This window comes from Aeromonas sp. FDAARGOS 1410 (genome assembly GCF_019048745.1).
In the GTDB taxonomy this organism is placed as follows: Bacteria; Pseudomonadota; Gammaproteobacteria; order Enterobacterales; family Aeromonadaceae; genus Aeromonas; species Aeromonas jandaei.
Genome location: NZ_CP077401.1, coordinates 2,607,850 through 2,633,094 on the forward strand (window position 1 = coordinate 2,607,850; position 25,245 = coordinate 2,633,094).

29 protein-coding genes and 1 pseudogene are annotated in these 25,245 nt (G+C 59.1%); 12 read left to right on the forward strand and 18 right to left on the reverse strand.

The window, feature by feature from the left end:
- Positions 1-47 precede the first annotated feature (47 nt).
- Together purT and I6L40_RS12175 are read right to left on the reverse strand one after the other, a co-directional pair.
- Positions 48-1,226: a formate-dependent phosphoribosylglycinamide formyltransferase gene (purT, locus tag I6L40_RS12170; protein ID WP_071909982.1), complete on the reverse strand. Its 1,179-nt coding sequence runs from the start codon at positions 1,224-1,226 to the stop codon at positions 48-50.
- 97 nt (positions 1,227-1,323) lie between these two features.
- Positions 1,324-2,214, reverse strand: a complete 891-nt coding sequence (locus tag I6L40_RS12175; protein ID WP_042030652.1) for a DMT family transporter — start codon at positions 2,212-2,214, stop codon at positions 1,324-1,326.
- A 213-nt stretch (positions 2,215-2,427) separates the two neighbouring features.
- Here I6L40_RS12175 and I6L40_RS12180 point away from each other — a divergent pair, with 213 nt between their 5' ends.
- Positions 2,428-3,015: an FMN-dependent NADH-azoreductase gene (locus I6L40_RS12180; protein ID WP_071909984.1), complete on the forward strand. Its 588-nt coding sequence runs from the start codon at positions 2,428-2,430 to the stop codon at positions 3,013-3,015.
- Between the two features lie 112 nt (positions 3,016-3,127).
- On the opposite strand, the gene I6L40_RS12185 is transcribed toward I6L40_RS12180, so the two are convergent.
- The 4 genes from I6L40_RS12185 to I6L40_RS12200 all read right to left on the reverse strand — a co-directional run bounded on the left by I6L40_RS12185 (position 3,128) and on the right by I6L40_RS12200 (position 5,496).
- On the reverse strand, positions 3,128-3,304 hold the full coding sequence (locus tag I6L40_RS12185) for a hypothetical protein (protein WP_185227192.1): 177 nt from the start codon (positions 3,302-3,304) through the stop codon (positions 3,128-3,130).
- Positions 3,305-3,456: 152 nt separating this feature from the next.
- Entirely contained in the window at positions 3,457-3,645 is a 189-nt protein-coding gene (locus tag I6L40_RS12190) for a DUF4250 domain-containing protein (RefSeq protein ID WP_071909987.1), read from the reverse strand.
- Position 3,646: 1 nt separating this feature from the next.
- The gene (locus I6L40_RS12195) at positions 3,647-4,111 is read right to left on the reverse strand and encodes a MarR family winged helix-turn-helix transcriptional regulator (RefSeq protein ID WP_033112507.1); all 465 of its coding nucleotides are present in this window, start codon (positions 4,109-4,111) and stop codon (positions 3,647-3,649) included.
- A gap of 170 nt (positions 4,112-4,281) precedes the next feature.
- On the reverse strand, positions 4,282-5,496 hold the full coding sequence (locus I6L40_RS12200) for a UPF0149 family protein (protein WP_071909989.1): 1,215 nt from the start codon (positions 5,494-5,496) through the stop codon (positions 4,282-4,284).
- A 193-nt stretch (positions 5,497-5,689) separates the two neighbouring features.
- On the opposite strand from I6L40_RS12200, the gene I6L40_RS12205 reads away from it, so the two are divergent.
- On the forward strand, positions 5,690-6,571 hold the full coding sequence (locus tag I6L40_RS12205) for a S1 RNA-binding domain-containing protein (protein ID WP_071909991.1): 882 nt from the start codon (positions 5,690-5,692) through the stop codon (positions 6,569-6,571).
- A complete protein-coding gene (locus I6L40_RS12210; RefSeq protein WP_071909993.1) occupies positions 6,572-6,883 on the forward strand; it encodes a DUF1289 domain-containing protein in 312 nt (103 codons plus the stop codon).
- 40 nt (positions 6,884-6,923) lie between these two features.
- Here the strand turns inward: I6L40_RS12210 and I6L40_RS12215 are convergent, their stop codons facing one another.
- Positions 6,924-7,247, reverse strand: a complete 324-nt coding sequence (locus tag I6L40_RS12215) for an HI1450 family dsDNA-mimic protein (protein ID WP_041207870.1) — start codon at positions 7,245-7,247, stop codon at positions 6,924-6,926.
- A 146-nt stretch (positions 7,248-7,393) separates the two neighbouring features.
- Between I6L40_RS12215 and I6L40_RS21125 the strand changes: the two genes are divergently transcribed.
- Positions 7,394-7,522, forward strand: coding sequence for a hypothetical protein (locus I6L40_RS21125; protein WP_255933624.1), 129 nt, complete (start codon positions 7,394-7,396; stop codon positions 7,520-7,522).
- A gap of 3 nt (positions 7,523-7,525) precedes the next feature.
- Here the strand turns inward: I6L40_RS21125 and mtgA are convergent, their stop codons facing one another.
- The 5 genes from mtgA to minC all read right to left on the reverse strand — a co-directional run bounded on the left by mtgA (position 7,526) and on the right by minC (position 10,654).
- The gene (mtgA, locus tag I6L40_RS12220) at positions 7,526-8,323 is read right to left on the reverse strand and encodes a monofunctional biosynthetic peptidoglycan transglycosylase (RefSeq protein WP_071909995.1); all 798 of its coding nucleotides are present in this window, start codon (positions 8,321-8,323) and stop codon (positions 7,526-7,528) included.
- Positions 8,308-8,634, reverse strand: coding sequence for an HI1450 family dsDNA-mimic protein (locus I6L40_RS12225; RefSeq protein WP_033112501.1), 327 nt, complete (start codon positions 8,632-8,634; stop codon positions 8,308-8,310). The genes mtgA and I6L40_RS12225 overlap by 16 nt, the downstream gene beginning before the upstream one ends.
- Positions 8,635-8,825: 191 nt before the next feature.
- A complete protein-coding gene (minE, locus tag I6L40_RS12230; protein ID WP_033112500.1) occupies positions 8,826-9,095 on the reverse strand; it encodes a cell division topological specificity factor MinE in 270 nt (89 codons plus the stop codon).
- A 2-nt stretch (positions 9,096-9,097) separates the two neighbouring features.
- Positions 9,098-9,910, reverse strand: a complete 813-nt coding sequence (gene minD, locus I6L40_RS12235) for a septum site-determining protein MinD (RefSeq protein WP_033112499.1) — start codon at positions 9,908-9,910, stop codon at positions 9,098-9,100.
- Positions 9,911-9,928: 18 nt separating this feature from the next.
- Positions 9,929-10,654: a septum site-determining protein MinC gene (minC, locus tag I6L40_RS12240; protein WP_033112498.1), complete on the reverse strand. Its 726-nt coding sequence runs from the start codon at positions 10,652-10,654 to the stop codon at positions 9,929-9,931.
- A gap of 107 nt (positions 10,655-10,761) precedes the next feature.
- Between minC and I6L40_RS12245 the strand changes: the two genes are divergently transcribed.
- Complete coding sequence (locus tag I6L40_RS12245; RefSeq protein WP_201931262.1) at positions 10,762-11,040, forward strand: YcgL domain-containing protein; 279 nt, start codon at positions 10,762-10,764, stop codon at positions 11,038-11,040.
- Positions 11,041-11,926: 886 nt separating this feature from the next.
- On the opposite strand, the gene I6L40_RS12250 is transcribed toward I6L40_RS12245, so the two are convergent.
- Positions 11,927-12,505 (reverse strand): alkylphosphonate utilization protein, encoded by a 579-nt coding sequence (locus I6L40_RS12250; protein WP_216994314.1) that lies wholly within the window; start codon positions 12,503-12,505, stop codon positions 11,927-11,929.
- Between the two features lie 216 nt (positions 12,506-12,721).
- On the opposite strand from I6L40_RS12250, the gene I6L40_RS12255 reads away from it, so the two are divergent.
- The 4 genes and pseudogenes from I6L40_RS12255 to I6L40_RS12270 all read left to right on the forward strand — a co-directional run bounded on the left by I6L40_RS12255 (position 12,722) and on the right by I6L40_RS12270 (position 16,934).
- Positions 12,722-13,912, forward strand: coding sequence for a methyltransferase (locus I6L40_RS12255; RefSeq protein WP_083593305.1), 1,191 nt, complete (start codon positions 12,722-12,724; stop codon positions 13,910-13,912).
- Positions 13,913-14,216: 304 nt separating this feature from the next.
- Positions 14,217-15,680: a chitinase gene (locus I6L40_RS12260; RefSeq protein WP_082044079.1), complete on the forward strand. Its 1,464-nt coding sequence runs from the start codon at positions 14,217-14,219 to the stop codon at positions 15,678-15,680.
- 465 nt (positions 15,681-16,145) lie between these two features.
- A complete protein-coding gene (locus tag I6L40_RS12265) occupies positions 16,146-16,532 on the forward strand; it encodes a GFA family protein (protein WP_071910000.1) in 387 nt (128 codons plus the stop codon).
- 31 nt (positions 16,533-16,563) lie between these two features.
- Positions 16,564-16,934: pseudogene (locus I6L40_RS12270) on the forward strand (histidine phosphatase family protein).
- 361 nt (positions 16,935-17,295) lie between these two features.
- On the opposite strand, the gene I6L40_RS12275 reads toward I6L40_RS12270, so the two are convergent.
- Positions 17,296-18,591: a diguanylate cyclase gene (locus I6L40_RS12275; RefSeq protein WP_071910001.1), complete on the reverse strand. Its 1,296-nt coding sequence runs from the start codon at positions 18,589-18,591 to the stop codon at positions 17,296-17,298.
- A gap of 57 nt (positions 18,592-18,648) precedes the next feature.
- Positions 18,649-19,173 (reverse strand): endonuclease SmrB, encoded by a 525-nt coding sequence (gene smrB / locus I6L40_RS12280; RefSeq protein WP_041207861.1) that lies wholly within the window; start codon positions 19,171-19,173, stop codon positions 18,649-18,651.
- A 65-nt stretch (positions 19,174-19,238) separates the two neighbouring features.
- Here smrB and prmB point away from each other — a divergent pair, with 65 nt between their 5' ends.
- Both prmB and aroC read left to right on the forward strand, forming a co-directional pair.
- A complete protein-coding gene (prmB, locus tag I6L40_RS12285) occupies positions 19,239-20,174 on the forward strand; it encodes a 50S ribosomal protein L3 N(5)-glutamine methyltransferase (RefSeq protein ID WP_071910323.1) in 936 nt (311 codons plus the stop codon).
- A gap of 12 nt (positions 20,175-20,186) precedes the next feature.
- The gene (gene aroC, locus I6L40_RS12290; RefSeq protein WP_071910003.1) at positions 20,187-21,275 is read left to right on the forward strand and encodes a chorismate synthase; all 1,089 of its coding nucleotides are present in this window, start codon (positions 20,187-20,189) and stop codon (positions 21,273-21,275) included.
- Positions 21,276-21,366: 91 nt separating this feature from the next.
- Here the strand turns inward: aroC and I6L40_RS12295 are convergent, their stop codons facing one another.
- Positions 21,367-22,116: an ABC transporter substrate-binding protein gene (locus tag I6L40_RS12295; RefSeq protein WP_254204104.1), complete on the reverse strand. Its 750-nt coding sequence runs from the start codon at positions 22,114-22,116 to the stop codon at positions 21,367-21,369.
- A 406-nt stretch (positions 22,117-22,522) separates the two neighbouring features.
- On the opposite strand from I6L40_RS12295, the gene I6L40_RS12300 reads away from it, so the two are divergent.
- Complete coding sequence (locus I6L40_RS12300) at positions 22,523-23,926, forward strand: DEAD/DEAH box helicase (RefSeq protein WP_071910007.1); 1,404 nt, start codon at positions 22,523-22,525, stop codon at positions 23,924-23,926.
- Positions 23,927-24,039: 113 nt separating this feature from the next.
- Here I6L40_RS12300 and I6L40_RS12305 read toward each other — a convergent pair whose 3' ends face one another.
- Entirely contained in the window at positions 24,040-24,426 is a 387-nt protein-coding gene (locus I6L40_RS12305) for an MAPEG family protein (protein ID WP_216994316.1), read from the reverse strand.
- A 192-nt stretch (positions 24,427-24,618) separates the two neighbouring features.
- On the reverse strand, positions 24,619-25,176 hold the full coding sequence (locus I6L40_RS12310) for a hypothetical protein (RefSeq protein WP_041207857.1): 558 nt from the start codon (positions 25,174-25,176) through the stop codon (positions 24,619-24,621).
- Positions 25,177-25,245: the final 69 nt, after the last annotated feature.

Genomic DNA, 25,245 nt, shown 5'->3' on the forward strand with positions numbered 1-25,245 from the left:
CGATCACACCGGCAAACGTTTGTTCCGGTGCGGCGAAAAAGCAGCGTTTAGAAAATGACCTCGACGCTGGCGGCAACGGCTTTGGCCTGCTCGACCGCCTCGCGGCAATCTTCACCCCGGGCCAGCGCCACGCCAAGACGACGGCGACCGGCGATCTCCGGTTTGCCAAACAGTCGCAGCTGGGCACCCGGCACCTTGGCAAGCGCCTCGCCAATCCCCTGATAGCGGATATCCTGACTGTGCCCTTCGCGCAGCACCACGGCAGAGGCGCTTGGCCCGTACTGGGTGATGGTGCCTACCGGCAGCCCCAGAATGGCGCGCACATGCAGGGCGAACTCGGAGAGATCCTGCGAGATCAGAGTCACCATGCCGGTGTCGTGGGGGCGCGGCGAGACTTCGCTGAACCACACCTCGTCGCCCTTGATGAAGAGCTCGACCCCGAACAGGCCGTAACCACCGAGGGCCTCAACCACCTTGGCCGCTACCTCTTTGGAGCGGGCCAGCGCCAGTTCGCTCATCACCTGTGGCTGCCAGGATTCGCGGTAGTCGCCATCTTCCTGCCGGTGGCCGATAGGCTCGCAGAAGTGAATGCCATCGACGGCGCGTACCGTGAGCAGGGTGATCTCGTACTCGAAGGGAACGAAGCCCTCGACGATCACCTTGCCACGACCGGCGCGGCCACCCTCCTGGGCGTAAGTCCAGCTCTCATCGAGCCTGGCGAGATCGCGCAGCACGCTCTGTCCCTTGCCGGATGAGCTCATCACCGGCTTCACCACGCAGGGCATGCCGATGGTCTCTACGGCGGCGACAAACTCCTCCTTGCTCTGGGCAAAGCGGTAGGGGGAGGTGGGCAGGCCCAGGGTCTCGGCGGCGAGACGGCGGATCCCTTCCCGATTCATGGTGAGCTGGGTGGCGCGGGCATTGGGCACTACCTTGACCCCCTCCTGCTCAAGGGCTGCCAGCGTATCGGTGGCGATGGCCTCGATCTCGGGGATGATGAGGTCGGGTTTGATCTCGGCGACCAGCTCGCGCAGGGCGGCGCCATCGAGCATATCCAGCACCCGGGCGGCATGGGCCACCTGCATGGCGGGGGCGTTGGCATAGCGGTCGGCGGCGATCACTTCGATGCCGAAGCGCTGCAACTCGATGGCCACTTCCTTGCCGAGTTCGCCGGAGCCCAGCAGCAGGGCGCGGGTGGCGCCGGGGCGGGTTGCGGTTCCAAACATACGATCTCTCCTGATGTCGTTGGTCATTGTTGATGATCGCTATCGCACACGTGATTGCGGGAATAGCGGGCAAAAAAAGAGGCACGCATGGCGTACCTCAGGAAACGGATGGTCGGGCGCGCTGCTCCAGATGGGTCAGCAACGTGATGGCGCCAATGATGATGGCGGCGCCAAGCCACAGTCGGCCGGGCGGCGCCCAGCCAAACACCAGCCAGCCTGCCAGTACGTTCATCGGCAGCTTGGCAAAATCAAAGGGCTGGATGAAGGAGGCCTCCGCCACGCTGTAGGCGCGGGCGATGGACATCTGGGCCAGAGCCGACAACACGCCGGAGGCGGCTACCAGCAGCCACTGGCTTTCCGTTGGCCACTGCCACTCCGGCAGCGCCAGCATGGCATTGAACGGGGTGCTGAAAATAAGCAGGTAGACGACGATGGTGTGGGACGATTCGCTCGCCGCCTGATAGCGCACCAGCAGGGAGTAGCCTGCCCAGAACAGCGCCGCTGCCACCGGTAGCAGAGAGGCCCAGCTGAAATCATCATTCCAGGGGGCGAGGATCAGCATGGCACCGACAAAGCCGGAGAGAGTGGCCACGATGCGGGCTCGGCTCACCTGCTCTTTGAGAAAGAGAGCGGAGCCCAGCGTGGCAAACAGCGGTGACGTCATCAGCAGGGCGATACCCTGCCAGATGGGGACGGGCTCGGCCAGCGCCCAGAGCCAGAACTGGATGCCGATCACTGCCAGAGCGACCCGCAATAGATGCAGGCGCAGCTGGTTGGTCATCAGGGATTGGCGCAAACCGTGGCGGATCAGCCAGGGCAGCAGGCAGATCAGGGCGATCAGGTACTGGTGAAAGGCAACCTGGGTCGAGGGGAGGCCAAGCTTGAAGCTGACATACTGGCTCAGGCTGTTGACGGCGGCGAAACAGAGGCCTGCTACCATCATCCAGACTGCACCGGCGAAAGGGGAGTGGCTGCGCGAGTGGGCCATGGGATCCGGGTCACTGAAAAAAGTGCGGCGGATCATAGCGGCAATCGTTTGTTCTGCCAAGGGTTGATGCGCCCGTTGCCGCGCAATCAACCAATATCAAAATTTTTGAACAAGTTGAGCATCTATTTTCGCTATCAGCAAAGAAGCGCAATGTTTAGAGTGACCTCCATCGACAGCGCTGCTGTTCAACCGACAACCAAATGGAGTTTCACCATGGCCAATATCCTCGTTCTCAAATCCAGCATCCTGGGTCAATATTCCCAATCCAACGCCCTGATCGACGGCTTCCTGGCTGACCATCAGGATGATGTCGTCACCGTGCGTGATCTGGCGGCCCTCAACCTGCCGGTGCTGGATGGCGAGCTGGCCTCCGGCCTGCGCGGTGGTGACAACCTGAGTGAACGTCAGCTGGCGGTGATCGCCCAGTCCGACGAACTGATCGCAGAGCTCAAGGCGAGCGATCTGGTGGTGATTGCCGCCCCCATGTACAACTTCAACATCCCGACCCAGCTGAAGAACTGGATCGATCTGGTTGCCCGTGCCGGTGTCACCTTCCGTTACACCGAAACCGGTCCGGTCGGTCTGGTTGAAAACACCCGCGCGCTGGTGATCAGCCCCCGCGGCGGCATGCACTTTGGCAGCGCCACCGATCTGGTGACCCCCTACATGCGCACCGTGCTGGGCTTCATCGGTATCAAGGAGGTGGATTTCATCTACGCCGAGGGGATGGGTATGGGCCCGGATGCCCAGAGCAAGGGGATTGAAGCCGCCAAGGCGCAGCTCGAGACGCTGGCTATCTAAGCCGTTTGCCAGCAAGGGCAATCAGCCCCGCCATAAACTACAACGCAGCCATCAGGCTGCGTTTGTTTTTTCACGCTTGTTGCGTTCACAGAACCCGTTGCAGGTGCAGAGGCTACTCCAGCATAAAGCGGCGACAACCGCGTATCAGCATCAACACCACAGCCGCGAGGGAGCCAACCATCAGTGCAGTGAGCCACTGTTCGGCGCTTTGCGGGATCTGCGGGGTGAAGAGGCTGATCATCAGCAGCATGCAGAGCGTGATCAGGAAATGTTCGCGGTTCAACGTCATGGGGTCATCCTTGGGTTTGCTCACTGGCAGCGAGAGTAGCGTCCTCGTATGACAGTGTGATGTATCCGTTCATCGCACTGCCGAGGCTTGAGTGACCATATCAGGTTTTGGCCCCGGTGCCACTGTGGCTGCTGACGTTGTGATCCCGATCCCTATCTGAACTGTTTTTGCTCTGGCTGGTAGTGAAAATCACCGCTGGCCAGCCGTGCTTCCAGTGCCACCTGATCGAGATCCTGCGCCTTGCAGAGGTCTTCCAGATCATCGTAACGATCACGTAGCTGCATATTGATCAGGCTCAGCAGCATGTTGACGTCCATGGTGGCAAATTTCTTCAGATCCATCTTATTTCTCCTTGTCGAGGGAGTGCAGCTGTTCGATGGCCGCGCTGACGCTGTGCAGATGCTGGCGGATCGCCTCGCGGGATTCACTGGGCAGGTAGTCGGTCAGGGTATGCTGCCAGCTGCCCGCTTCGCTCTTGAGCTGCTGGAACAGGGCGAGGCCGCTATCGGTCAGGGAGACCAGGCTGATGCGCTTATCCTGCTCGCTGTTTTCGGTGAAGATGATGCCTTTTTCGGCCAGACGGCGGATCTCGCGGGAGATACGCACCTTGTCCATGCCGCTCGCCTCGACCAGCTCTTTCTGGCTGATGGGGTAGTTGGGGCCGAGCACCATCATCAGACGCCACTGGGGAACGGTCAGCTGGTAACGCTGTTCGTAAAACTGCTCGAAGGTATCCCGTAGCATTTCGGCGGCATGTACCAACTGATAGGGCGGGTAGTGAGCGAGTAACGCTATGATTTTTGACATATTACACCCTGCTGTGACGGCTGCATCAGATGCAGTTTCTTTTGATACTTTGACATTGATGATACGAAACTCAAGCGAGTTTGTCTGACCCGGTTGCGATGAAATGTGCGGTGACGCACGCCATCAGACAAAAACCGGGTCAGTTCGCCGGGATTTTAATCCGGAAGTGGTCAGCCCTTGCGCAGCCAGAGCAGGGCGCTCTGCTTGAGCCAGGCCTCGCGGGTGTGCATGGTGTAGAGGGTTGCCTCATCGCGGCTGCCCGCCTGCCAGCTCATCGGTTCCTGCTTTGGCAGCTTGCGCTGACCGAGCAGACAGGCCGGAACGTGCGGGTTGGCATTGATGGCGGCCAGCAGATGGGGTCGGGCGGCATCCGCCCCTTCGCGGGCAAAGATCATCAGGGCGCGGTTGTAGAGCAACCAGCTAGAGGCCTCGTCGAAACGTACCAGCAATTCGGCCAGCGCCTGCCAGTCGCCCTGCAGGGCGTAGAGGGAGGAGAGGTTGTAGCGGCAACCCAGCTCGTCGGGGATGCAGATGGCCAGCAGTGCCAGATACTCTTCCCTGGCTTCGTCCAGCTTGCCAAGGCGCAGCAAGCAGTCGGCGCGACCGGCGCGGGCTGCCAGCAAGGGGCGCACTTCCGGCGCGCTCCAGCCGTGGCCACCCAGCTGCTGCCAGAAGCTGGCATCAAACAGCGGGTTGGCATCGGCGATGATCTTCTCGAACCAGCCGAGGCGGGCCTGATGATCCCGGCAGTTGTCCGCCAGTTCGAACCAGCGTTGCCACTGCTGGGCCTGCTCGCTGTCGAGGGCTACATCGGCGCTCGGCGCGGCCTGATACTGATCGAGCTGAAGCAGCTGGTTGAGGGCGGTCTTCATGTTCTGGCGCTGGCGTTTGCAGAACTCGGCAAAGGGGAGTTCGCTGGCGGCGGCGCTATAGAGCATCTGCGCCATCTGTTTGTCGCGAAACAGGCTCAGCTCGGCGGCCAGGCTGAAACGGTACTGGGTAGTCGGGTCGTTCAAATCCTTTGGCTTGGGCCAGGTGGCAAAGCCCTGACTGAAGCCGTAGCACCACTGCCCGAGCGGGTGGCTCTGTTCAAAGACCTGCTGCGGGTTGTCGGTGGGGAGGCGGCACTGGCTCGGCAGGGCCAGCTGGGCTTCATCTGCCTGCGCTTCCAGTTCGGCGATCAGATGGGTGAGGGCCTCGCCACTCTTTTCATCCAGCTCGGCGTCATGGGGCAACAGACCGGCCAGCGGGGCCTGCCAGTCAGGGGCATCCGGCCCGACCAGACGGGCACACAAAAAGCCGTGCAGAGCGGGATAAGTCATCGCCTGCTGGCTGTGGGTCTGGATCCATTGATTGAGATGACGGGTACGAGTGGATGGGTTCATCGACAGTTCCTCTGGATTTGAGCAGCCGCGAAGTCTACCTAAATGTGGGGGTATTTGCAGCAAAGGGACGGTTGAATGGCGATTATATCGCCATCGACCGGTCAGAGTGAGGCGAGGGGACTAGGCCGGATCACCCCTCTTGGGGTAACATGCGCGGCCATAGGGGCCGTGATCCAGCCGGCCCGTCCGGGTAATGAAAAAAGAGAGCACCATGATACAGATTGGCAAGATGAACACCCTCACCGTCGTTGAACTCGAAGATCGCGGCGCCTGGCTGGCAGCCGACGAATACGGCGAGCTGCTGCTGCCCAAGCGCCAGCTTCCCGAGGGGATCAAGGAGGGGGAGAGCGTACAGGTATTCCTCTATCTGGATGCCGACTGCGAGCCGGTCATCACCACCGACAAGCCCTTCGCCATGGTGGACGAGTTTGCCGGACTGAAGGTGGTCAACGCCAACAAGATCGGTGCCTTCCTCGACTGGGGCATGAAAAAGGATCTGTTCGTGCCAAGCCGCGAGCAGAACAAGCCGATGCAGGTGGGTCACGTCTATCTGGTGCGTCTGATGCTGGACAACGAGGGGCGCATGGTGGGTACCAGCCGCCTCGAGCGCTTCCTGAGCACCGCCAAGCCCCCCTTCAAGGCGGGAGACGAGGTGACAGCTCTGCCCGGTGAACACTCTCCCCTCGGTATCAAGGTGATCGTCAACGGCCAGTACCCCGGCATGCTGTTTCGCAACGAAGTGTTTGGCCGAGTGATGACGGGCCGTCCACAGACCGCCTGGGTCAAGCAGGTGCGCGACGATGGCAAGCTGGATCTGACCCTGCAAAAGCCGGGTATGGCCAAGGTGGACGATGCCGGCGAGCGCATTCTGGCCCGGATGAAAAAGCAGGGTGGCAGTCTGGCAGTGGGTGACAAGAGCGAACCCGAGCTCATCTACAAGCTTTTTGCCATGAGCAAGGGCACCTTCAAGAAGGCGATCGGCGGCCTCTACAAGCAGGGCAAGATCGTCATTGAAGACAATGCCATCACCCTGACCGAGGCGGGATCTGCTGCCCAGAGCGGGGAGCAGGAGTAAGTGCCGAGTCCCTGCATCGGGCTATGCAAGGCAAAGGATGGCCTCTGCCTTGGCTGTGGTCGCACCCTGACCGAGATCGGTCACTGGTCGGCGATGGAGAGCGATGCCCAGCTGGCAGTGATGGCCGAGCTGGATGGCACCAGGAGCACTCACCGTTGTCCGGGCTGTGGTGAACCGGCCTATTGCGCCCTCTCCGCCGGGATGACCATCGAGCAGTGCTGGTGCCGTCAGTTGCCGACTTTGCCGATGACGGCGGCCAGTGCCTGCTGGTGCCGTCGCTGTCTGGCCAAGGCCATCGCAGCGCAGCCCTGAGCATGGGAAGCCAGAAAGAAAGGCGCCGATGGCGCCTTTTTTATGCCTGTTGCTGGCGGTGCCAGCGCACATAAACCTGATTTTCCGTGATCAGGCGGGGCAGGAGGAAGGTGGCGAAGATCACCTCGAATTCCTCCTGATGATCCAGCAGACCCACCCACACTTCGACCCAGCGCTCCATATCGACCGGCTCACCCAGCTCTGCCGACCAGTCGGCATTGGGCAGGGTCGCCTCCACGGCGCCACGCTGTTCAAACTCCAGGGTGATATCGACGATTTGTTCGGGGGCAAGCATGTCGGCGGCCTGCTCAAGAAACTGATCATAGGCCCATTCGACCAGCTGATCCGGGGTACGCTGTTCCATGAAATCACTCCAGATACATCGAGGCCGCTACTGTAACAAGTATTGGCGGTGGCGGCCAGACCAGTGCGCCGCGGGGTACGACCTGTCCAACCGGTCATATCGGGGGTATGGTTAAGTGGCGGGTGAATAGGTGTGGGGACGACGCGATGCGGTTACGGACAAGACGACAGCAGATCAAGCGACGACGGGAGAGCTGGTGGTGGCACTCTCTGCCCCTCAATCAGGAGCCGGCGGAGGCGGGGCAGGAGCCACCGGTAAAATCCGGTGGCGCCTGATGATCAATTGGCCTGATAGACCCGGTTGAGGGTCACCTGACCCAGTTGCCCCATCTGGCGGCGGATCCAGACCGCCCGCTTTTGCACATAGGGCGAAGGTGGCTTGACCCGATAGCGCCAGGGATTGGGCAGGGCGGCGGCCAGCAGTGAAGCCTCGTAGCGGGTCAGCCGGCTGGCCGGTTTGCCGAAGTAGTAGTTGGCTGCGGCTTCAGCGCCATAGATACCCGGGCCAAATTCCACAATGTTGAGATACATCTCGAGGATGCGGGATTTGTCCCAGCCCAGCTCCATCAGCAGGGTAAACCAGGCTTCCAGCCCTTTGCGCAGGAAGCTGCGATCACTCCACATAAAGAGATTCTTGGCGGTCTGCTGGCTCAGCGTGCTGGCACCCCGTACCCGCTCGCTGTGCTGGTTGTGCTTGAGCGCCGCATTGATGGCGTCCATGTCAAAACCGTTGTGCTCGGCAAAGCGTTGATCCTCGGCGGCAATCACCGCCAGCTGCAGCTCTTTGGAGATGGACTCCAGATCCACCCACTCATGGCGCACTTGTGCCACTTTGGCAGGCGGAAAGAGGGCTCGCTCGATGCGCCAGCTCCACATGGGGGGATCGATAAAGCGCAGCAGCAAGACGGAGACGACCGAGCAGACAAGCCCGGCCAGCAAGGCCTTGCCAACCCACTTCAACACCCGGCGCCCCAATGAGGGGGGCGGGGTTTCAGGCGCCATCTGCCGGGCGTCAGAGTCAGACTCCCAGACATACTGGCTCGGATCATCGGGATCCGGAATTATTGGGGCAGCCATTCGATGTGGCAGAACTTCTCGTCAACACGGCGGGAGAGCAGCATGCGGGCAAACAGGTGCTCGTACTCTTCTTGCTCGTTGCCAAGGCCAACCCAGATCTCGGCGTATTCGGCATCACTCACGGCAAAACCCACATCCGCTTCCCAGTCGTCGGCCGGGTCGGTTTCTGCCAGCAGGCCGCGATCGTTGAACTCCTGATTGAAGCGGATGATCTCCTGCTCCGGCAGGTTGTCGGAGGCCAGCTCCATAAAGAGTTCAAGGGCGGTGTCGAGCAGCTCTTCGACGCTGTGCATTTCGTCATTCAAGGACATAAGTTCTGTTCCAGAAAAAAGAGAAGAAACCTCGCTGGCCGATGCAAGCGAAGGCGGCGCTATTCTAGCTGTCGCCAGACTCCTTGGCGAGCCGGTTGCAGGCGCTTCGCCAGGTTGAGGCAATAAAAAACCGGATCCAGCCAGGGGATCCGGTCTTCATTGAGGGAAGGGGTCACGCATATGGCGTCAGCTCATCCCTTCTTGTTGTCATCGGCGAAGGTGATGTTGAGCTCGAGAACGGAGAGCTCGTCACTCTTCTGATCCATCTGGACGGTGATCTTGTCCGGATCGATGTTGACGTATTTACGGATCACGTCGAGGATATCCTGCTTGAGCTGGGGCAGGTAATCCGGCCCCCCTCTGGATGAACGCTCGTGAGCAACGATGATCTGCAACCGCTCCTTGGCCAGTTGTGCGGTGTTCTGTTTCTTGTTGGAACGAAAATAATCCAATAATGACATGTTTAACTCCCGAACAGTCGGCTAAAGAAGCCCTTCTTTTCTTCTTCCAGAAAACGAAATTCCTTGGTATCACCGAGCAGACGGGAAACCGCATCATCATAGGCCTGACCGGCATCGGACTCCTTGTCCAGAATGACCGGCTCGCCCGAGTTGGAGGCACGCAGCACGGCCTGTGACTCCGGGATCACCCCGAGCAGCGGGATGGCCAGGATCTCCTGCACGTCCTGCACGCTCAGCATGTCGCCGCGATTGACGCGGGTCGGGCAGTAGCGAGTCAGCAACAGGTGCTCCTTGATGGGGTCTTCACCGCGCTCGGCACGACGGGATTTGGAGGAGAGGATGCCGAGGATCCGGTCGGAGTCACGCACGGAAGAGACTTCCGGGTTGGTGGTGACGATCGCCTCGTCGGCAAAGTAGAGGGCCATCAATGCGCCCGCTTCGATCCCCGCCGGAGAGTCGCAGACGATGTAGTCAAACTTCATCTCGGCCAGTTGCTCCAGCACCTTCTCGACACCCTCTTTGGTCAGGGCATCTTTGTCACGAGTCTGGGACGCCGGCAGGATATAGAGGTTCTCGCTGCGCTTGTCCTTGATGAGGGCCTGATTGAGGTTGGCCTCACCGTTGATGACGTTGACGAAGTCATACACCACGCGGCGCTCGCAGCCCATGATGAGGTCCAGGTTTCGCAGACCGATGTCAAAATCGATGACCACAGTTTTGTGGCCACGCTGGGCTAAACCGGTACTCAGGGCCGCGCTGGTTGTGGTCTTGCCAACGCCACCTTTACCCGATGTAACGACTATGATTCGCGCCATTCTCGCTTCCTTGTAACTCTATTTGATACGGTCTATACGGAGTTGTTCATTATCCAGCCGGATATGGACCGGTTGCTGGATGAGGCCTGCCGGCAATGCATCGCTGAGCTGGAATGTGCCAGCGATGGAGAGCAGCTCGGCCTGTAATTGCTGGCAATAGATCCGGGCCCGGGTATTGCCGCGGGCTCCGGCTATGGCTCTGCCACGCAGGGTGCCATATATATGAATGCTGTCATCGGCGAGCACTTCGGCCCCCGGACTGACTGAGCCCAGCACCACAAGCGAGGTGCCGGCAGCATAAATCTGCTGGCCGGAGCGCACCGGGCCCACATGCACCCGGGTCGGGATGAGGGGGGCCGGCTCCGGCTCAGGGGGCGTAACGGGGGCGGCAGGTGCCACCACCGGCTCTGGCTCAGGTTGGGGATCGCTCTTGCGACTCTTGCCCGAGGCCATTACGGCAAGGCCCACCGCCTTGGCCGCCGTCTTCATCTCTTCACTTCGCGCGCCCGTGATGCCGACCAGCACAAACTCTTCCGACTCCACCAGCTCCTTGAGCTGTTCGAAGTCGGGGATCTGTTCCAGTCGGGAAACATTGATCACCAGCGGTGCGCAATTAAAGAAGTAGGGCGCCTGAGCCACTTTTTCCGCCAACAACTGACGGATCCGCTCTGGCTCGCCATCGCTGATATGCAACACAGAAATAGTGAAGGTGGTCCCTTTCAATTCGTTATCGCGCTCAACCATGAATCTTCCCCGAGGCAGAGATGCTAATCCGTTATTGTTATTCAATTCCTGATGTTATAGTTTGCCCCCATCAGAGGCAATAAACTCGTCGGATTATATCAATTTCCATGTTGTGTGCAGTCTATAAAAGTCGCAAAAAAGCCGAGACCTACCTTTTTGTTGAAAGAAGAGAGGACTTTTCCCGCGTACCGGCCCCCTTGATGGCAGTTTTTGGTCGTCCCGAGCTGGTGCTGATGACCAAACTGGACCCAGCCAAACCCCTCGGGCTGGCTGAAGTCGGCAAGGTGATGGAGGCGTTGGCCATGCAGGGATTCTACCTGCAGGTGCCGCCCCCGCCGGAGAACCTGCTGGAAGAGCACAAGGCCCGCCAGAAAAAGGGGGCGTGACCTCTCCCGCCTGAAACCATCAAGATGGCCCCGTCGCAACAGCGCGTGTGACGGGGCTGTTTTTTATCCGGTTATCGCCATTTTTACCTTGCGATTCATCGCTCATGTTCAGTGCCTGAACAACAGATGACAAATTAACGGGGTGCTTAACCGGACAATATTGGTCATCTGCCCGATATATTGCCGGCTTGTCCACGGAGTTACTTTTGGCGAGCACAGCAGCGAGCACAACCCTTGTGCCAATTTTTTCGAGCTGTTTCATCGATTGGGGGAGGGGTTATTTATAGCGTTATTTTCTTATCGCCTTACCTCGTTCCTCCTTCTTTTTTAAAATATAAAGTCAAGCCTCTATGACCTGCTTTTAGTCAATTTTTGTCCTTGCTCACAAAATAGCCCAGTGGTTTCTAGCCAATTTCCTGCTCGAGCAGCCTTGCGAGACGCGCTTGCCAGCCATTGAGAAAAAGAGCTTGGTCACCAATATATTACCGCCATCTGATAAGAGTCCTGTTGGACGAGAGCGTTCCGCTTGTGAGCCTATACGGGCATGCGAGCAAAGCCTTGCTGTTAGTCGCCGATAGTGGTCAAGGCAAGTGTGACAGTAAGTGTGAATAGGTTGGCGTAATCAAACCGGCGCAGCAGGGGCTCTGGGGAGGTGTGCTGCAGGATAAAAGGGGAGGGAGCCACATAGTTGCACACCACAACGTACGAATATGGGTCAGGTGTATGGCTGGTTTGCAATATGTCGTATTGGCGAAAGTATGTGGCTTGGCGATGGCTGAAAAGTTATTTTGTGCTGCTGATATGTGGCTCATAAAGGGGCGGCAAATAAAAAAGGATGGCGGTTGGCCATCCTTTTATTGTCGTCGGCACAAGTTGCCGAGCGGTATTACGCCTTTTTCAGGTAGGCGGCGACCAGCACGATCTGCACACCGTTGACCTTGCCTTCGATATGCAGCGGGTTGTTGGTCAGGCGGATGCCCTTGACCAGGGTGCCGCGCTTGGCGGTAAAGCCGGCGCCCTTGACGTCCAGATCCTTGATCAGGGTGACGGAGTCGCCCTCTTGCAGCACGGCACCGTTGGAGTCAACGGTCGGCACGCTGTCGTCATCTTCGGAAGCCATGCCCGCTTCGGCCCAGGCCTTGGTCTCTTCTTCCATGTACATCATGTCCAGCATGTCCTGAGCCCACACTTCGCCTTGGGCGGAGAGGGCTTTCAGCTGGCGCCATGCCATGACCTGAACGGCCGGCACCTGGCTCCACATGCTGTCGCCCAGGCAGCGCCAGTGGTTGACAACCACGGTCTCCGGCTGCTCCAGCTGGCCGCAGCAGGTATCGCAGATGGCCACGCTGTGATCATCATCGCTGGCGGGGGAGTGGGGTACCACGAAAGCGGTCAGTGCCTGCTCGGCGCCGCACAGTTCACACTTGGCGCCTGCGCGCGCTTGCAGGATGGCGTTGATGGTCATGTTATTGATCCCCTGGTTGGTAGTAAAACGACCCGCATCGGGCGGGGCGCATCAAAGAGGGGGCGGAATATAGCATAAAACCCCGCATTTTGTCAGGTCGGGTAGCAAGCCGGGTCAGGCTACTCCCTTGAGCGGCACTTTACTGCGCAGCAGGAGTGCAATTTGAAGCGGGATCGCTAGAATGAGCCTCCTTTTGACTACCGGATAGAGGCTCCTGTGCTGGCGCAACGCTTTCAACAACTGGATCAGCTGCTGATCCGCCATCGGCGCTGGTGGCAATATCAGCCCTATCACCACCTGACCATGCCCTTTGCCAACGAGGCACCGGAGCTGGTGGCACAGCTCGATGCTCTCACGCTGGAGCAACTGGCTGAACTTGATGGCGACATGGCGGCCCTTGGTTCGTTGCTCTCCCCCTGGATTGCCGATGGCGAGGTGTTGCTGCAACTCAGTCAGCTTGAGCCTTTTACCCCCGAGCCTATCAGTTGCAGCAAGGAGATGGCGCTGCATATGCCGGGGCGCAAGCAGGCGCAAATAGAGGCGTTCACTGCCTGCCTGCCCGCACATCAGGGACCTTATCTGGAGTGGTGTGCCGGCAAAGGGCATCTTGGGCGACTGGTATCACGTCATCGTCATGCGTCGGTCTTGAGCCTCGAATTGCAAGAGCAGCTCTGTGAAGAGGGTCGTCAGCTGGCCGAGCGTGATGGCGCCACCATGATCTTCTGCTGCGCCGATGCCTTTGCTCCCGAGTCTGCCGAGCTTATTGCGCCCGAGCACCACGCCATGGCGTTGCATGCCTGTGGCGAGTTGCACACCCATCTGTTGGCGCAAGTGGCCGAGCGCAGTGCCTGCGGGGTGACCATTTCCCCCTGCTGTTACCATCTGATCCGCACCTCGGATTACCGTCCGCTCTCTCAAGCCGCTCAGGGCAGTGCGCTGCGTCTGGCCAAGGCCGATCTCAAACTGCCGTTGCAGGAGACGGTGACCGGCGGCGCGCGGATCACCCGCTTGCGTGAGCAGGAGGTGGTGTGGCGGCTCGCCTTTGATTGCCTGCAACGGGAAGTGCGCGGGATCGATGAGTATCTGCCGGTGCCCAATATGCAGAAGAGCCTGTTGACCGGCAGTTTCGCGGCATTTTGCGACTGGGCTGCCGAGCGCAAGGGGATCGCGTTGCCGAGCGGACTGGACTACGACGCCTTTGTAACCAAAGGGGAGGCGCGTTTTGGCGCTGTCGCCCGGATGGAGCTGGTGCGTCACCTGTTTCGCCGTCCCCTCGAGATCTGGCTTGCCCTCGATAGAGCCTTGTTCCTGCAAGAGCAGGGTTATCGGGTCGAGGTGGGGGAGTTCTGTGCCAAACCGATGACGCCGCGCAACATCCTGATCCGCGCCGTGAAAGCAGAATCCTGAGTCGCTGGCCTCCCTGCTGCTTGATAGTTTCGAATGGCTGACAAGCTCCTCTTGTCAGCCATTTTTTGCGTCTAAAAAAATGTACGGGTGGTAGCCACTCCATCCACTCGCGCGGATCCAGTTTTACTGGTGCCACCTTGTCAAAAATTGTTTCGTATGAGTTCTTTGTGTCGGTTCATTGCTAATTTTTCTGACAAGGTGAAATGGCTCACAAATCTGTTTTATTTCTTAATTCTCATCGTGAAATTAGTTAATAAAACACCTACTCTTGTAGCGCCCTATATTCAAACAAGGACTGTGATTTATGTTCAAACCCAAGCGTTGTGCCTGGTTGATTGCGGCTGCCTGCGCATTGCCAAGTTATAGTGCAATGAGCGCAACCATGAATATTCAACCCGATCCGCAGAACCCCGGTGGATATGTTATTGCTGCCTCTGATGTGGCTGCCGTGGAAAAAGCCAAGACAGCCAATCCCATGTATGCAATTTGGGCCAAGGCGTTGGCGACCCGATCCAATAAAATAGTCGATGCCATTGAACCCGGGTTGGCAAGCAACCCTGACAACGTAAAACGGGTTGAACGGGTATTTCCCCAGTCGGAATGGGATTATTTAACCCAGATGGCAGCGCCGGAATACACCTATGTCCGGTTCTTGCGTGCTATCGGTAAATTTCCGGCATTTTGCGGGGAATATACTGACGGGCGTGATTCCGATGCGATCTGTAAAAAATCCATCGTGACCGCCTTTGCCCACTTCTCTCAGGAGACGGGGGGCCATATCTCCAAGGACAATGTCTCCGACAACCCGTTGGGGCTGGAAGAGTGGCAGCAGGCGCTGGTGCATGTGCGCGAGATGGGCTGGTCAGAGGGACAGACCGGCTACACCACCGGCTGCGGTCAGAACGACTGGCAAAACAAGAAGTGGCCCTGCAGTACCGGACAAGGCTACTTCGGTCGCGGTGCCAAGCAGCTCTCCTACCACTTCAACTACGGTGCCTTCTCCGAGGCGATGTTCGATGGCGATGCCTCCGTGCTGCTCAACAACCCGGGGCTGGTGGCGGACTCCTGGCTCAACCTCGCCTCGGCCATCTGGTTCTTCCTCACACCGCAGGCACCCAAGCCGGCCATGCTGCACGTGATTGACCGCACCTGGGTACCCTCCAAACGGGAAGTGGATGCCGGTATCGGCTACGGCTTTGGCACCACCATCAACGTCATCAATGGCGGCATCGAGTGTGGCGAACAGAACAAGGACAAGGGGCAGCCGGTCAACCGTATTCGCTACTGGGAAGGGCTGGCCAATCACTACCAGATCCCGGTCAAGGCCGATGAGAAGAATACCTGCTGGCAGCAGACGCCTTATGGCAGCCTCAACCTCAACGGCGCCACCGACGTGCTCTACACCAACTGGGATGGCAACTGGAAATACTATCCGGATCGCCCGGGCGGTTACTCCTTCGAGTGTGAGCTGGTCGGCTTCCAGACCGCCTACTCGGCGCTGGTGCCGGGCGATTACCAGAAGTGCGTGACCAACTTCTACGGCTCCCACGCCAACTGGCCGAAAGTGCGGGTCGTAGACAAATTGACTCCGCCGCCGGTCGATCCGAGCGAACCGCCCATCGGTGGCAACCCGGCCTGGGAAGCGACCAAGGTCTATACCGCTGGCAGCAAGGTGAGCTACAAAGGCGTTGTCTATCAGGCCAAATGGTGGACGCAGGGTGATGATCCAACCAAGGGTGGCCCTTGGGTTGTGGTGCCTGCCAAATAAGATGGTGTAATTTAACGCCCAAAGAGGAGAGGGAGGGTAACTCCTTCTCCTCGTTAATTCAAAAGTGCATCACTGAATATTATCTGGTGTTTTTAATGGTGCTTTAGTCTTGGTTTACAGAACGATTTTTATCTGAAAGTTGAAATAAAATAATGTTGGAAGAAGTGAGGGGCAGCCGTTTTACATGTTGGTTGGTTAGCTCCATAAGTTGGCGTCCCCTGATAATTGTCGCACACTGCGGGCTAATTCATTTCCCATCATTAAATGAATCCTCTCATTGCGCGTTAGGGGAGTAATTCCCCTATTGGTAAAATGTCATTTATCACCAAAATGGTGAGGTCTTGCTATATCGCGCAGCTTTATCTCGGCACCTTGTCGCTTATTCCCTTGAGAAAATTGATGTGAACGATCGGTTTATATTGGTAAGCTCTTTGGCTTGTGCAAAATTGCAACAAAGGGGGCAAGATGAAGGGCGGTTGTCATTGCGGGGCGATCCGTTATGAGGTGCTGACTGCACCTGTTGCGGCCGATTTTTGTCACTGTCGTGATTGCCAGCGCTCCACGGGGGCACCGGTCGGGGCCTGGATGGACTTTCACGCCGAACAGGTGCAGTGGTTATGCGGCAAACCGACCGAGTATGCGTCTTCAGATTTTATCCGCCGGGGATTTTGCGCCGAGTGTGGCTCCTCCCTTACGTATCGCAGCACCCAGTACCCTGAGTATCTCACGTTGGCCATCGCCTCCCTCGATAATCCGGATGCTGTTGCGCCAACCTACCACATCCATACCGACAGCCAGCTGCCCTGGTTGCCGATCCAGGACGAGCATCCCCGTTATCCCAAAGGGAAGTAAAACCAGGGTAACCCCAACAAAGGAGGTTGGTATGGAGCTGGTTGTTATCCGCCATGGCGAGACGCAAGCCAATGCGGAAGGACGGTATCAGGGCGCGCTGGATATCGGGATTAATAAGAGTGGCCAGAGGCACCACCCGGTGGGGAAACGCTGGATGGGGTAGTTGCCCGGGTGTCGCAAGGGCTGCTAGAACTGACCTCGAACGCGCAAGGGGAGCGGGTGCTGCTGGTCGCACATGGGGTTGTCGCCAAGGTGATCCGTGCCGTGACAAGTGCCGGATTTGATGACTTTTTCGATTGGCAGTTGGCCAACGGCGGCATGCTGACGGTGCATTTTCCGGTACCTTTGACACCGGATAAACCTCTGCCATTTTGCCGACCACCCTCAACCGGTGGACTATGAGTGAACAGGCCTTTGTGACTCCCGATCATCCTTAATCCGGTTGTGCTCACTTTGCATCGTGTTTGCTGGTCATTCGGAGTCTGCTTGACCGCTATCTGAGGGTGATCGGAGGGGGGCATTGTCGCGGCAAAGCGCCATCGCAATAAGAGACCTGCCGTGCTGGCCGTGCGCCATTATTTCACCTGTGTAAAAGCGATGGTTAACTCTGTCAGGCCAGTGAAACAATCTGTGTATGGGGGCGGGTAAAAAGCACCACGCCACTCAAGGTGGCGTGGCTCCGAACTGGCTGTGATAACGAATGAATGGTTCTTTGTGACTGGTCGAGGGGCAAGCCGTCGTGACTGAAGAAGGGGCCGAGCCATCAGGTCGGCTCCGGCTCCTCCTTGCGACAGCAGTTGCGCCCCTGTTTCTTGGCCATATAGAGGGCGGTGTCGGCCCGTCTGACCATCTTCTCCACGCTGTCGAGGGGGCCTTTGCTGGCGCTGATCCCGATGCTGATGGTGAGTGAGACCTCAAGCGCTCCGGATAGCGCATGGCGGGCCGACTCCACCGCCAGTCTGATCCGCTCGGCGCTGGCCCAGGCCAGCTCCAGCGAGGTCTCCGGCAGCAGCACGATAAACTCCTCGCCGCCCCAGCGCCCCAGCATGTCCACCTCGCGCAGCTGTTTGCCGATCCGGTTGACCAGACTCAGGATCGCCTGATCCCCCTGCTGGTGGCCAAAGGTGTCGTTGACCTCCTTGAAGTGATCGATGTCGATCAGCAGCAGGCCCATGGTGTGACCAAAGCGCTGGCAGCGCTGCATCTCGGCGTTGACCAGCTCATCGAAACGGCGCCGGTTGGCAATACCGGTCAGGGGATCCGTGGTGGCGGCGACCTTCAGCTCTTCCACCAGGCGCGCCCGTTCGGAGATGTCGCGCAGGATGGCGGTCATCTCGGTGGTCTGGCCCATATTGATCTTGGCGATGGTGACCTCCAGCGGAAATTCGCTGCCATCGCGGCGCAGCCCTACCACGGAGGCGCGGGCATGCATGGGGCGTGAATTGATGGGGGAGTTGCTGAACGCCTTGAAGTAGCTGTCATGGTTGGCGCGAAACCGTTGCGGCAGCAGGGTCTCCAGCCGTTTGCCAAGATAGCTCTCGTCGATGCCGAACATCTCGCAGGCAGCGGTATTGATAAGTTCGATCCGCGATTCGCTGCTGACGCTGATGATGCCGTCATAGGCGGAGTTGACGACCGCTTCAAAACGGCGGCGGCTGGTGGTGAGCGCATCTTCCAGCTGCTTCTTGGCGGTGATGTCGATGGCGGTGACGATGATCCTGTTGATCCGTGCCTGCTCGGGAATGATGGGGGAGAGGACAAAGCGCCACCAGCTGGTGCGCGACAGGCTATCGATGGGCAGTTCGCTCTCCACCCCGGTCTGCTGGCTCACGCACTCGTGCATCGGCTGCTCGATGCTGCTGGTGATGTAGCGGGGAAACATTTCGTTGAGCCGTTTGCCAATGCAGCCAAGCACCTCGATCTCGAAGGCCTTGGCGAAGGTGTCGTTGGCTGATACCAGAACAAAGTGGTCATCCTTGTCGAGGCTGAATACCGCCACGGCAGCGCCGATGGCGTCGAGGGATGACTTGATGTCGGCATGGGAGCCTCGTGTAAACATGCAACCTCCACTGTCAATAACGTATTGATATTCAGTATAGGTTGCCGATTTTACGAGCTACTCCTCGATATCCAGCAAGACCAGAATGGCGCTGTCGCCGCCCCATTCGCGCGGAGCTTGATGAAAGGCGCGCACGTTGGGGTGCTGGGCCAGCCAGCTTGGAATGCGCTGTTTGAGGATATGTTTGCCGATGCCGTGCATCACCGAGGCGACGTGAATGTTCTCTTTCTGGCAGAGAGTGAGCAGGGCCGCCAGCTCCTGTTTGGCCTGATGCTGGTTCATGCCGTGCAGATCGAGATAGATCTCCGGCGGATAACTGCCCCGCTTGAGCTTTTTCAGCTCGAATTTCGACACATCTTCGCGCACATAACGGGTCGGGCCATCGTCCTCGAGATGGGGCTGATACTCATCGCTGAAATAGTGGTCAACCCCAAGGGATTCGCGGCTTTCGCGCATTTCGCGTTTCTGCTTGACCGGGCGTAACTCGGCCCTTATGGTATCTTGCTTGATTTTCCGGGTACCTTTTATCGCATCGCGGAACAGCTGGGTTTCCTCGTCTGTCGGTGAGGGCGTTTTTTTCATCAGGTACTCGTCTTGCTCGCTGTATAAAATTCTCGGGCCGGATATTACTCGACTTGGAGGTGGATTTGGACAAGATATTTATCGATGAGGTGGTTGCCGAGATGCACACCATCCAGGACATGTTGCGCTGGGCCATGAGTCGTTTCAACGACGCCGGTATCTTCTACGGACATGGTACCGACAACGCCTGGGATGAGGCTGTGCAGCTGGTACTGCCCGCGTTGCATCTGCCGCCGGACGTGGATCCGGCGATGCGCCACTCCCGTCTCACCAGCAGCGAGCGTCACCGGATTGCCGAACTGATCGTGCGCCGCGTGCAGGAGCGTGTTCCCGCGCCCTATCTCACCAACAAGGCCTGGTATGCCGGTTGGGAGTTTTACGTTGACGAGCGGGTACTCATTCCCCGTTCTCCCATCGCCGAGATGGTGGCCAACCGCTTCGCGCCGTTCCTCAAACAGGAGCCGACCCGGATCATGGATCTCTGCACCGGCTCCGGTTGCATCGCCATCATCATGGCTCACGAGTTCCCGGACGCCGAGGTTGACGCCATCGACATCAGCGTTGATGCCCTCAACGTGGCCGAGCGCAACATCAACGATCACGGGCTGGAGCAGCAGGTTATCCCGATCCGCTCCGATCTGTTCCGCGATCTGCCGGCGGGCGACAAGTACGATCTCATCGTCTCCAACCCGCCCTACGTGGATTCCGAAGATATGTCGGATCTGCCGGACGAGTTCCGTCACGAGCCGGAGCTGGCGCTCGCCTCCGGCAGCGATGGTCTCAAGCTCACCAAGCGCCTGCTGGCCAATGCGGCCGACTTCCTCAAGGATGACGGCGTGCTGGTGGTCGAGGTGGGCAACAGCATGATCCATCTGGAATCCCAGTTCCCCGAAATCCCCTTTACCTGGGTAGAGTTCGAGAACGGCGGCCACGGTGTGTTCGTGATGACGCGCAACGAGCTGGTGCAGTATCAGGATCATTTTGCCATCTACAAAAACTAAGCAGGAGCGCCTATGGCAGGGAACAGTTTTGGCCAACTCTTTCGGGTAACCACCTTCGGCGAGAGCCACGGTCTGGCGCTGGGCGCCGTGGTCGATGGTTGCCCGCCGGGGCTGGAGATCAGCGAGGCGGATCTGCAAGGGGATCTCGATCGGCGCAAGCCCGGCACCTCCCGCTACACCACGCCACGCCGTGAACCGGACGAGGTGAAGATCCTCTCCGGGGTGTTTGAGGGGAGAACCACCGGTACGTCCATCGGGCTCTTGATCGAGAACACCGATCAGCGCTCCAAGGATTACTCCGACATCAAGGATCTGTTCCGCCCGGGCCATGCTGACTACACCTACCACCAGAAGTATGGTCAGCGCGACTATCGCGGCGGTGGTCGCTCCTCCGCCCGCGAAACTTCGATGCGGGTGGCGGCGGGAGCCATTGCCAAGAAGTACCTCAAACAGGTGCATGGCATCGAGATCACCGGTTTTCTCTCCCAGCTTGGCCCCATCAAGGCCGAGGCGTTTGACGCTGCGCAGATCGAGCAGAATCCCTTCTTCTTCCCCGATGCGGGCAAGCTGGAAGCGCTCGATCAATACATGCGTGATCTGAAGAAAGAGGGCAACAGCATTGGTGCCAAGGTGCAGGTCATCGCGCGCAATGTGCCGGTGGGCCTCGGTGAGCCGGTGTTTGACCGCCTCGATGCCGACATCGCCCACGCCATGATGGGCATCAATGCGGTGAAAGGGGTGGAGATCGGTGACGGCTTTGCGGTGGTGGAGCAAAAAGGCTCCGAGCACCGTGACGAGATGACCCCGGCCGGCTTTGCCAGCAACCATGCGGGCGGCATTCTGGGCGGTATTTCATCCGGTCAGGATATCGTGGTGAGCATGGCGCTCAAGCCTACCTCCAGCATCACGGTGCCGGGCAAGACCATCACCACCGAGGGTGAGGCTACCGAGATGATCACCAAGGGGCGCCACGATCCGTGCGTCGGCATCCGTGCCGTGCCCATCGCCGAGGCGATGCTGGCGCTGGTGCTGATGGATCATCTGTTGCGTCACCGCGCCCAGAATCAGGGTGTATTGACCCAGACGCCGCAACTGCGCTGATCGGCATAACGACCCACTGGCGGATCAACGCTTGATTGGCCAGCATGAAAAAGGCGACCTTTGGGTCGCCTTTTTGTTTTCTCCGCTCGGGTTAATGCAGCGGGGGTTCATCGCCAGCGGGTGCAGCGCTCAGGCGGCATGTGGGGGGCGGAAAGTTGCGATCGGTTTTGGGCAGGGTGGCGATCGCCTTGTCGATGCTGACGAGCTGCTCATCGCTGATGCTCTCTTTGGCAAACATCAGGCTGACCGGCTGGTGGTGGAGCAGCAACTGGCAGCTGATAAAGCCGGTGGCGCCGAGCTGGTCGAGGCGATAACGGGCGTATTGCCACTCCATGATGACGCCGTCGAGGCGGCGGGCGAGCAGCAGATCGATCAGCCGGTCGTCGGCGTTGTACTCGGTTACCTCCTTGAGTGCCGGGCAGTTTTCCAACTGCTGCATCGGGCGGGTGCCGCGCAGCTTGCCAACCTTGAGCCCCTTGGCGTTGCACAGCGCAGAGAGGGTCGGGTAACCGGCCCAGCGATCCTGCTGGCCAGGAATGGGATCGTTGCTGAGCAGCACGTAGGCGCTGTGGCGATAGGGGGCCGAGAAGCGGGCATATTGCTCGCGCTCCGGCAGCGCCAGCGCGCCCATCGCTATATCAAGTTGGCCATGCTCCACCAGATGGAGTGCCCGGGCCCAGGGAATTTCACGAAATTTGGGAGTGAAACCCGCCTTGGTTAGGATTTGGCGGGTCAGGCTGATATCGAGCCCTGCCAGTTCCCCTTTATTGTTGAGCTGACTGAAGGGGGGCCAGTGGCTCCAGGCCACGGTGAAAACCTGCTTGTCGGCTTGTGCCGGCATCGCCCACAACAGCAGCAGGGCAAGCCAGAGTGGCCATCTCATGGGAAAGCCTGATTGCCTCTTCATATAAACCTCATCATCCCTGATCTTTTTGATCTCCGTGCCTTGCTGACAACAGAGTGTTTTTATTGTGTCTGATGTTAATAGGGCAGTAGTAAAAGATCGGATAAACGGGAGAAATTGGGGCAGGGAAGGCGGGATTTTCTCCTCGTGCTGGGAGGAACATCACATTTTTCTCGTTTCTCCTCAATAACTCCGCTAGACTGCGCCCCTATTCTTTCCCCTTTGCTCTGCTCCCCGGGGAAATCGTTGTGTTCTCAACAGGCCCGAGTCTGGCGAGATGGCATCGGCTCAGCAGAGGAGCCCCATCCCGGATTGTCGGCGCCCCTATCCCTAGCAGGTAACTATGAGTTTTACTTCCCTCGGTCTGGCCGAACCCTTGTTGCGTGCCGTTGCCGAACAAGGCTACGACACCCCGTCTCCCATTCAGCAGCAAGCGATCCCCGCCGTTCTGGCTGGCCGCGATCTGATGGCGGCGGCCCAAACAGGGACCGGCAAGACCGCAGGCTTTACCCTGCCGATGCTGCAACGTCTGATGGAGAGCAAGCGCAAGGTCTCTCCGAACCGCGTCCGTGCGCTGGTACTGACCCCGACGCGCGAGCTGGCCGCCCAGGTGGGCGAGAGCGTGCGCAACTACGGCAAGCATCTGCCCCTGCGCAGCCACGTGGTATTTGGTGGCGTGAGCATCAACCCGCAGATGATGGCGACCCGCCGTGGTCTGGACGTGCTGGTGGCCTGTCCGGGCCGTCTGATCGATCTCTACAACCAGAATGCCGTCAAGTTTGACGAGGTGGAGATCCTGGTGCTGGACGAAGCGGATCGCATGCTTGACATGGGCTTTATCCGCGACATCCGCCGCATCCTGACCCTGTTGCCGAAAAAGCGCCAGAACCTGCTCTTCTCCGCTACCTTCGCCGATGAAATTCGCGAGTTGGCAACCGGCCTTTTGGACAACCCGGCAGTGATCGAGGTCGCCCCGCGCAACAGCACCGCCGAGCGTATCGAGCAGCTGGTTCACCCGTGCGACAAGGCCAACAAGATTGCCCTGCTGAGCCACCTGATCTCCAGCAACAACTGGCAGCAGGTGCTGGTCTTTACCCGTACCAAGCACATCGCCAACCGCGTTGCCGAGAAGCTTGAAAAAGATGGCATCAGTGCCGCCGCCATCCACGGCAACAAGAGCCAGGGTGCCCGTACCCGCGCACTGGCCGGCTTCAAGGATGGCAGCGTGCGCGTGATGGTGGCGACCGACATCGCGGCCCGTGGCCTCGATATCGACAAGCTGCCGCAGGTAGTGAACTTCGAGCTGCCGAACGTGGCGGAAGATTACGTACACCGTATCGGTCGTACCGGTCGTGCCGGTGCTGCCGGTCACGCCATCTCCCTGGTCGCGGCCGATGAAGGCAAACTGATCAAAGCCATCGAGCGTCTGACCAAGCAGAACATCCCCTGCGAGCAGGTGCCCGGCTTCGAAGCGTCCCGCGAGACCCTCGACAACATCGCCCGTGGTATCGGCGCGCCGCTGCGCAAAGAGCCCCGTGATCCGAGCGAGCAGCGCCGTGCGCCGCGTCCGCAAGGTCAAGGCCAGCGTCAGGGTGCCGCTCGCTCCGGCAACAATGGTGGCAACGCAGGCGCTAACCGCTCCGGCAACGGCGGCAAGCCCAAGCCCCAGGGTGGTCAGCGTCCTGCTGATGGCGCCGCCAAGCCGGCTCAGGCCCGTCGTCCCCGTCGCGCCAGCCATAACCAGTAAGGGCAAGGAGAGCCACTCTCCCGCTCTGAACGGTTAAACGAAAAGCCCTGCCATATCGGCAGGGCTTTTCTATTTCTGCTTCTGCAGCTCCGCGTTTGGCTGACCCGCTCTGGTCAGGAGAGCAGGGTGGTGATCAGGAGACAGGCCGCACTCAGCAAAATGACGGTGAAGGTCAGCCCCATCCCCACTACCCGATAGCGGAAATTCTCCGGCGTGCGGCTCATGCCGAAGGCGTGACAGAGGCGACCAAGCAGCAAGGCACTCCCCAGCAGATGAACCAGCCAGGGGGCATGGCTGCCGGTTTCGACGAAATAGATGAGCAGCAGGGCGAGGGGGACATACTCGGCAAAGTTGGCGTGTACCCGCATGGCCCGCAGCATGGCGGGATCATCGCCATGGCCGAGCGCCACTTTCTGGCGGTGACGGGTGCGAATAGTGCGTACGCTGAGCAGGACAAAGAGCAGGGCAAGCAGGGCCGCATAGATGGGCAGTATGGTCATGGTGTAGGGCTCCCGAGGTGATGGATGAGCATGGATCTGTTGTGCGCTCAATGGCTTGCCCTTGAGGGTAGCAGTAAAGAGGGCTCGGCCATGGCGTCCTGAGCACCCTTGCCGGATAAAAAAGCCCCGCCGGTCTGGCAGGGCTTGTTGTCTGGTATTAGGTGGCGAGCTCTGTCAGCTGCACTTCGCCAGTCAGGCGCCGTAGGGGAGAGAGGAGTGGTGCAGCACGATGCGCACCTTGCCATCATCCCCCTTCTTGAAACCCCAGCTCTTGTCGACCGTGGTCTCCTTGTTGTCGCGATCCACCAGATGCACCTTGCCCATGGTCAGCGCCATGTTGCCGTTGATATAGACGGCGGCATTGTCATAGCGGTAGCTCTGCCAGTTTTTCAGGGCAAAGCCGCTGTCTGCCGGATAGGCGCTGTTGTTGCCGACAAAATAGGCCAGCGCCCCCTCGCGGGTGGTGCGAAAGGTCTGCTCGCCACCGGCGAGGGTGGGTTTGAACAGCACCGGCCCCTGCTGGTAGCCATAAGCGCTGTCGAGTACCGCCTCGGCGGTGGCTTTGGCGCGCTCAATGCCACCGGCCCGATAGTCATCACTGATCTTGATGAGCGCCGCGCCCCAGGCATCCTGCGCCGCCTTGATGTCGGCCTCGGTGATATTATTGTTGGTGATTTCGGCCGCGCTGAGGGCGCCGCTGGCAGCAAGCAGAACAAGGGCAAGGGAACTCTTCGTGAGATGCAACATCATTGTTTTCAAACTCCTGAAAGCGATAAACGAGGGGGCAGTGTAGCGAGCGGGCATGAACGGGTTTTGAAC

Coding starts and splice junctions, on each gene's coding strand:
- I6L40_RS12265 (WP_071910000.1), top strand. CDS start 16,146: ATGAAGGGCGGTTGTCATTGCGGGGCGATCCGTTATGAGGTGCTGACT.
- I6L40_RS12260 (WP_082044079.1), top strand. CDS start 14,217: ATGTTCAAACCCAAGCGTTGTGCCTGGTTGATTGCGGCTGCCTGCGCA.
- I6L40_RS12310 (WP_041207857.1), bottom strand. CDS start 25,176: ATGATGTTGCATCTCACGAAGAGTTCCCTTGCCCTTGTTCTGCTTGCT.
- minE (WP_033112500.1), bottom strand. CDS start 9,095: ATGTCATTATTGGATTATTTTCGTTCCAACAAGAAACAGAACACCGCA.
- I6L40_RS12215 (WP_041207870.1), bottom strand. CDS start 7,247: ATGGAACAGCGTACCCCGGATCAGCTGGTCGAATGGGCCTATGATCAG.
- mtgA (WP_071909995.1), bottom strand. CDS start 8,323: ATGGCTGCCCCAATAATTCCGGATCCCGATGATCCGAGCCAGTATGTC.
- I6L40_RS12200 (WP_071909989.1), bottom strand. CDS start 5,496: ATGAACCCATCCACTCGTACCCGTCATCTCAATCAATGGATCCAGACC.
- I6L40_RS12250 (WP_216994314.1), bottom strand. CDS start 12,505: ATGACCATCAACGCCATCCTGCAAGCGCGCGCAGGCGCCAAGTGTGAA.
- I6L40_RS12305 (WP_216994316.1), bottom strand. CDS start 24,426: ATGACCATACTGCCCATCTATGCGGCCCTGCTTGCCCTGCTCTTTGTC.
- I6L40_RS12295 (WP_254204104.1), bottom strand. CDS start 22,116: ATGCCGGCACAAGCCGACAAGCAGGTTTTCACCGTGGCCTGGAGCCAC.
- I6L40_RS12275 (WP_071910001.1), bottom strand. CDS start 18,591: ATGTTTACACGAGGCTCCCATGCCGACATCAAGTCATCCCTCGACGCC.
- minD (WP_033112499.1), bottom strand. CDS start 9,910: ATGGCGCGAATCATAGTCGTTACATCGGGTAAAGGTGGCGTTGGCAAG.
- I6L40_RS12225 (WP_033112501.1), bottom strand. CDS start 8,634: ATGTCCTTGAATGACGAAATGCACAGCGTCGAAGAGCTGCTCGACACC.
- aroC (WP_071910003.1), top strand. CDS start 20,187: ATGGCAGGGAACAGTTTTGGCCAACTCTTTCGGGTAACCACCTTCGGC.
- smrB (WP_041207861.1), bottom strand. CDS start 19,173: ATGAAAAAAACGCCCTCACCGACAGACGAGGAAACCCAGCTGTTCCGC.
- I6L40_RS21125 (WP_255933624.1), top strand. CDS start 7,394: ATGCGGTTACGGACAAGACGACAGCAGATCAAGCGACGACGGGAGAGC.
- I6L40_RS12180 (WP_071909984.1), top strand. CDS start 2,428: ATGGCCAATATCCTCGTTCTCAAATCCAGCATCCTGGGTCAATATTCC.
- I6L40_RS12300 (WP_071910007.1), top strand. CDS start 22,523: ATGAGTTTTACTTCCCTCGGTCTGGCCGAACCCTTGTTGCGTGCCGTT.
- I6L40_RS12195 (WP_033112507.1), bottom strand. CDS start 4,111: ATGTCAAAAATCATAGCGTTACTCGCTCACTACCCGCCCTATCAGTTG.
- I6L40_RS12175 (WP_042030652.1), bottom strand. CDS start 2,214: ATGGCCCACTCGCGCAGCCACTCCCCTTTCGCCGGTGCAGTCTGGATG.
- purT (WP_071909982.1), bottom strand. CDS start 1,226: ATGTTTGGAACCGCAACCCGCCCCGGCGCCACCCGCGCCCTGCTGCTG.
- I6L40_RS12190 (WP_071909987.1), bottom strand. CDS start 3,645: ATGGATCTGAAGAAATTTGCCACCATGGACGTCAACATGCTGCTGAGC.
- minC (WP_033112498.1), bottom strand. CDS start 10,654: ATGGTTGAGCGCGATAACGAATTGAAAGGGACCACCTTCACTATTTCT.
- I6L40_RS12245 (WP_201931262.1), top strand. CDS start 10,762: ATGTTGTGTGCAGTCTATAAAAGTCGCAAAAAAGCCGAGACCTACCTT.
- I6L40_RS12185 (WP_185227192.1), bottom strand. CDS start 3,304: ATGACGTTGAACCGCGAACATTTCCTGATCACGCTCTGCATGCTGCTG.
- I6L40_RS12205 (WP_071909991.1), top strand. CDS start 5,690: ATGAAAAAAGAGAGCACCATGATACAGATTGGCAAGATGAACACCCTC.